Genomic DNA, 5,832 nt, shown 5'->3' on the forward strand with positions numbered 1-5,832 from the left:
CGCCTTGTCCGGCGGCAGGCCGTCGGCGGCCAAAACGGGCACACCCGCGTAACCGCCGATCTCGGTCGGCTTGGGGAACGACTCGTTGGACGTGCCCTTCAGCGCACCGTCCATCGTGGACTTCCAGATGTCCGACGGCAGACCCGAGCCGTAAACCGGTGAGCCCGAGGCGGTTACGAGCGGCACGTCGCCCTTCGCGGTGCCCACCCACACGGCCGTCGACAACGACGGCGTGTAGCCGACCATCCAGGCGTCCTTGTCCGCGTTCGTGTCCCCCAGCTGCGTGGTGCCCGTTTTGGCCGCCGACGGCCTGCCGCCGGACAAGGCGTGGCCGCGCGAATAGCTGGCGATCGGCTCCATGGCCGCGGTGACGTTGTCGGCGACGGCCTTCGGGATGCGCTGCTCGCCGTTGTTGTCGGACTTGCTCGCGTCGAACAGGACCTGCCCGTCGGAGTTGACGACCTTCTGCACGAAGTGCGGCCGGTGGTAGAGCCCGGAGGCGGCCAGGGTGGCGTAGGCCGAGGCCATGTCGATCACCCGGGTCTGGTACTGGCCCAACACCACCCCGTTGTTGGGTGGCCCGCCCTTGCCGTCCTCGGACAGCGTGTGGTCCACGCCGGGGAAGCTGGTCGCGATGCCGGCCTGGTGCGCGGCGTCCGCGACGGCCTGCGGTCCGCCCTTGAGCTTGAGCATCAGCCGGTAGTAGGAGGTGTTCAGCGATTGCTTGAGCGCCTGGGCGATGTTGCACGTGCCGCAACCCTCGCCGTCGACGTTGGTGATCTTGATGCCGTCGACCGTCAGCGGCGAGCTGTCCACCTGGTAACCCAGCCCGATGCCCTGCTCGAGCGCGGCGACCAACGCGAACACCTTGAATGACGAACCGGTTTGCAGCCCGGCCTGGGCGAAGTCGAAACCGTTTGCGTCGGAACCGCCGTAGTAGGCGCGTATCGCCCCGTCGTGCGGGTCGATCGACACCACGGCCGACCGCATGTCGGGGTCTTGCCCGTCAAGGTATTTCGACACCGCCTTCTCGGCGGCCTGCTGGGCCTTCGGATCGATGGTGGTGGTCACCTGCAGGCCCTGGGTGTTCAGGGTCCGCTCGTCGATGTTGAACAGCTCCATCAACTCTTTGGTCACCTGACGCTCGATGAGCCCGTTGGGCCCGGTCGTCTGGTTCTCCGCCCGCGCCTGATCGGGCGGCACGGTTTGCGGGAACTCCTGCGCGGCCCGGTCGCTGGGTGACAGCGCCTTGGTCTCCACCATGCCGTCGAGCACCCAGTTCCAGCGGGCCCGGGCACCCTGCGGATCCACGGCCGGGTCCAGTGAGGACGGCCGCCGAATCAGCGCCGCCAGCAGCGCCCCCTCCGACACGGTGAGCTGCTCGACGGGCTTGTTGAAGTAGGCCTTGGCGGCAGCGGAGATGCCGTAGGCGCCCCGGCCGAAGTAGATGATGTTCAGATAGGCCTGCAGCACATCGTCTTTCGACCACTCCCCCGACATCTTGGTGGCGATGACGAGTTCTTTGGCCTTACGCATCAGGCCGCTCAGGCCGTGCTGGGCCGAACCCACCAGCGCGTTCTTGACGTACTGCTGGGTGATCGTGGACCCGCCCTGCAGGTCGCCGTCGCCGAACAGGTTGTTGTTCACCGCCCGCGCGAAACCGCTGAAGTCGAAGCCCGGGTTCGAATAGAAATTGCGGTCCTCGGCGGCGATCACCGCCTGCCGCACGTGCACCGGCACCTGGTTGATGTTGACGTCCACCCGATTACCTTCGGGCGGAATGATTTTCGCGATCTCTGATCCGTCGCTGGCCAGGATGGTGGAGACCTGATTGGTGCGCAGATCGCCCGGCTTGGGAATGTCGACGATGAAGTAGGCCATGGCGAACGTGACGATCGGCAACACCACCAGCACCGCCGCCGACAGGTAGGCCGCGCGGCGCACCCACAACCAGTTGATCTGCTGCTTCCAATGGACGTCTCGCCGCCGGGGGCCCAAGCCGTCCGGTCCGCCGGGGCGTCCGCCCGGCCCGGGTGGCGGTGGGGGTGGCCCTCCCGGGGGCCGGCCTCCGGCACTCGTCCGGCTGCGCCGCGGCGACGTCCGGCTGTCCAGCGCGGCCTTGACCTCCTCGAGCGCGTCGCGCTGCAGGGGCGCCGACGGCGGGCCCTCCAGCGCCGCTTTGACTTCGTCGATGCTCGGATCGGGCCGCCGGGGCGACCGGTCGTCGACGACCGGCGGGAGGATGGTGGTCATCCGGTCGTCGGGGGGAACTCTCCGGCGTTGGCCGGGCGGCGGCGGGGTGTCACGCGGGCGCTCGCCGCTTCCATGTTTGCCCACACGCTCAGTCGCCGGCCCATCCGCGTCACTGGACGACTGGTTGTGGGGTCCGTCGTTACTCAATGGCCGTGCGCGCGCCGTTTCGCGCCGTCCGGGTGCCCTTCGGCGGGCGCGCCGCCCCGAGCACATAGGACCTGACGAGATGGTTCCAGCTGCAGGTCCGGCATACCTCCACCACGTGGACGGCGAACTCGTCGAAGCGGGTTGCCAGCAAGACCAACTCTTCGGCCGTGCGGGCCGAGCCCGACACCGGACCCAGGTGTTCGCCGAACACCCACGACACCAGCGTCAGCTGCTCCTTGCGGCAGATCGGGCACATGACCTGGCTCGGTTTCCCGTGAAACTTGGCGGCCCGCAGCAGATAAGGGTTCGCGTCGCACACCTCGGAGACCCCGGTGCGGCCCGAGTACACCTCGGCCAGCAGTGCTCGCCGCCGGAGCGCGTAGTCCACCACTTGTCGCTGCAGTCGCACGCCCACCAGAGTACGTCGCCATCTCGAGCACCGATACGCAACCAAAACTGTGGCGGCCCGACCGAGGTCATCGGCCGGTGCGTTCCGCGCGGATGGGGGCCGGACTCTACGATCATCCCCGTGGCGAAATGGCTCGGGACATCGCTCGGCGCTGGGGTGGCGGCGAGCACCCGCGCCAAAGACATCAACCGGCAGGACGCCTGCAAGATTCTCGACACTGCGCTCAACGACGGCGAGCTGTCCATGGAGGAGCACCGCGAGCGGGTGAGCGCCGCCACCAAGGCGATCACGCTCGGCGACTTGCAGGACCTCGTCAGCGACCTGCAGGCCGACAGCAGCGCGCTGCCGACGGCCACCGTCAAGGCCGGGCCGGTGCCGCCGACGTTTCGCGGTTGGGGGGTGCTCGCCGCCGCGTTCGTCGTGTCGGTGCTGCTGGGCGTCGGCATCGGCTGGGGCATGTACGGCAACACCAAATCGCCGCTCGACTTCACCACCGACCCGGGGGCCAAGCCCGACGGAGTGGCCCCGGTCGTGCTGACCCCGCCCACCCAACTGCATTCGGTCGGCGGGTTGACCGGTCTGATCCAGCAAACCCGCAAACGGTTCGGCGACGTCGTGGGGTATCGGCTGGTGATCTACCCGACGTACGCGGTCCTGGACCGGCCGGATCCCTCCGACGATCGCCGGGTGCTGGCCTACACCTATCGCGGCGGGTGGGGCGACCCGACCAGCTCGGCGAAGAGCTCGGCGGACGGTCCGGTCCCGGTCGACCTGAGCAAGTTCGACGTCACGGCGACGGTGGGCATCATGCGCGGCGCGCCCCAGACCCTCCGCATGAAGCCCTCGGACATCAAGACCGAGTACCTGAACATCGAACCGGCGGCGGACCCGACCACCCCTGGAGCGCTGTCGCTGTCGCTGTACGTCTCCAGCGACTACGGTGGTGGCTACATCGTCTTCGCAGGTGACGGCACCGTCAAGCAGCTGAATCTGCCGTCCTAGGCCGCCGGCTCCCGGCGTGCGGCCATTCGCGGGCCGCCGGACTAATAGCTAACGAACATCCGGTGGTGTTGTGGCGAATATATCGAGACGATACGATGACGCGAGGCGTCGGACCGTCGTAACCAATCGTGCAAAGGGGGTGATTCGGTGCTCGAGCTCGCCATCCTGGGGCTTCTGATCGAATCGCCGATGCACGGCTACGAGTTGCGCAAACGGCTGACCGGTCTCCTCGGTGCGTTCCGCGCGTTCTCGTACGGTTCGCTGTATCCGGCCCTCCGGCGGATGCAGGCCGAGGGGCTGATCGCCGAGGACGCCGCCCCGGCCGGCACGCCGGTTCGGCGGGCGCGGCGCGTCTACCAGCTAACCGACGAGGGCCGTCGGCGCTTCGGTGAGCTGGTGGCCGACACCGGCCCGCACAACTACACCGACGACGGTTTCGGGGTGCACCTGGCGTTCTTCAACCGGACTCCGGCGGAGGCGCGCATGCGCATCCTGGAAGGCCGCCGGCGTCAGGTCGAGGAGCGGCGGGAAGGCTTGCGCGAAGCCGTGGCGCGGGCCAGTAACTCGTTCGACCGCTACACCCGCCAACTTCACCAACTGGGGCTCGAGTCCAGCGAGCGCGAAGTGAAGTGGCTCAACGAGCTCATTGCTGCGGAGCGGGCAATGCCCGGCCTCTCCGAGCAGACGTAAACCCTGCACGACATTCATCAGCTGCGACACAGAGTTATGGAGTTAGGAGAACGCCCTATGAGTGACCAGAACGCGCCAATCGCGTCGACGGAGGTACGAGTCGCCATTGTCGGCGTCGGTAACTGCGCGTCTTCGCTGGTACAGGGCGTCGAGTACTACCAGAACGCCGACGAGAACAGCACCGTGCCCGGCCTGATGCATGTCAAGTTCGGCCAGTACCACGTGCGCGACGTCAAGTTCGTCGCCGCCTTCGACGTGGACGCCAAGAAGGTCGGCTTCGACCTCTCGGACGCGATCTTCGCCTCGGAGAACAACACGATCAAGATCGCCGACGTGCCGCCCACCAACGTGGTGGTGCAGCGCGGCCCGACGCTGGACGGCATCGGTAAGTACTACGCCGACACCATCGAGCTGTCGGACGTCGAGCCGGTCGACGTGGTCAAGGCGCTCAAGGACGCCGAGGTCGACGTGCTGGTGTCCTACCTGCCCGTGGGCTCGGAAGAGGCCGACAAGTTCTACGCGCAGTGCGCCATCGACGCCGGGGTGGCGTTCGTCAACGCGCTGCCGGTGTTCATCGCCTCGGACCCCGTGTGGGCCAAGAAGTTCGCCGACGCCGGCGTGCCGATCGTGGGTGACGACATCAAGAGCCAGGTCGGCGCCACCATCACCCACCGCGTGATGGCCAAGCTGTTCGAGGACCGCGGCGTGCAGCTGGACCGCACCATGCAGCTCAACGTCGGTGGCAACATGGACTTCCTCAACATGCTCGAGCGCGAGCGGCTGGAGTCCAAGAAGATCTCCAAGACGCAGGCCGTCACCTCCAACCTGCAGCGCGAGTTCAAGACCAAGGACGTGCACATCGGCCCGTCCGACCACGTCGGCTGGCTCGACGACCGCAAGTGGGCCTACGTCCGGCTGGAAGGCCGCGCCTTCGGTGACGTGCCGCTGAACCTGGAGTACAAGCTCGAGGTGTGGGACTCGCCCAACTCGGCGGGCGTGATCATCGACGCGGTGCGGGCGGCCAAGATCGCCAAGGACCGCGGCATCGGCGGCCCGGTGATCCCGGCCTCGGCGTACCTGATGAAGAGCCCGCCGCAGCAGCTGCCCGACGACGTCGCGCGCACCCAGCTCGAAGAGTTCATCATCGAGGGCTGACCGCTTTTTCAACTTCGTGCGGTGAGGTCGCTTCGGTGACCTCACCCCACGAATCGTTTCGATGGCGGGCCTGTTTGCCACGCCAACGTGACGCTCGGCGACCCCCGCCACACCAGCGTGACGCTCGGTGCTGCGGCCGCTCGCGGCCGTTTCGGCGACACAGCGCTGTGCGGGTG

Annotated in this window: 5 protein-coding genes; 3 read left to right on the plus strand and 2 right to left on the minus strand. The window is 67.6% G+C overall.

Annotation, left to right across the window (positions count from 1 at the left end; translation table 11 throughout):
* Window positions 1-2,400, minus strand: a 2,400-nt coding sequence (locus A5702_RS10290) for a transglycosylase domain-containing protein (protein WP_156669559.1), incomplete at its 3' end; no start/stop codon positions are given.
* The gene (locus A5702_RS10295; protein ID WP_055399665.1) at window positions 2,393-2,809 is read right to left on the minus strand and encodes a DUF5318 domain-containing protein; all 417 of its coding nucleotides are present in this window, start codon (window positions 2,807-2,809) and stop codon (window positions 2,393-2,395) included. The genes A5702_RS10295 and A5702_RS10290, both read right to left, overlap by 8 nt.
* 120 nt (window positions 2,810-2,929) lie before the next feature.
* Here A5702_RS10295 and A5702_RS10300 point away from each other — a divergent pair, with 120 nt between their 5' ends.
* The 3 genes from A5702_RS10300 to A5702_RS10310 all read left to right on the plus strand — a co-directional run bounded on the left by A5702_RS10300 (window position 2,930) and on the right by A5702_RS10310 (window position 5,656).
* Window positions 2,930-3,811 carry a DUF1707 domain-containing protein gene (locus A5702_RS10300; protein WP_055399555.1) on the plus strand — a complete coding sequence of 294 codons (882 nt, stop codon included), beginning with the start codon at window positions 2,930-2,932 and terminating at the stop codon, window positions 3,809-3,811.
* Between the two features lie 147 nt (window positions 3,812-3,958).
* Window positions 3,959-4,501 (plus strand): PadR family transcriptional regulator, encoded by a 543-nt coding sequence (locus A5702_RS10305; protein WP_055399552.1) that lies wholly within the window; start codon window positions 3,959-3,961, stop codon window positions 4,499-4,501.
* A 57-nt stretch (window positions 4,502-4,558) separates the two neighbouring features.
* Window positions 4,559-5,656 carry an inositol-3-phosphate synthase gene (locus A5702_RS10310; RefSeq protein WP_055399549.1) on the plus strand — a complete coding sequence of 366 codons (1,098 nt, stop codon included), beginning with the start codon at window positions 4,559-4,561 and terminating at the stop codon, window positions 5,654-5,656.
* Window positions 5,657-5,832: the final 176 nt, after the last annotated feature.

Source organism: Mycobacterium sp. E3339, from assembly GCF_001666915.1.
GTDB lineage: Bacteria > Actinomycetota > Actinomycetes > Mycobacteriales > Mycobacteriaceae > Mycobacterium.

Coding starts and splice junctions, on each gene's coding strand:
- A5702_RS10310 (WP_055399549.1), top strand. CDS start 4,559: ATGAGTGACCAGAACGCGCCAATCGCGTCGACGGAGGTACGAGTCGCC.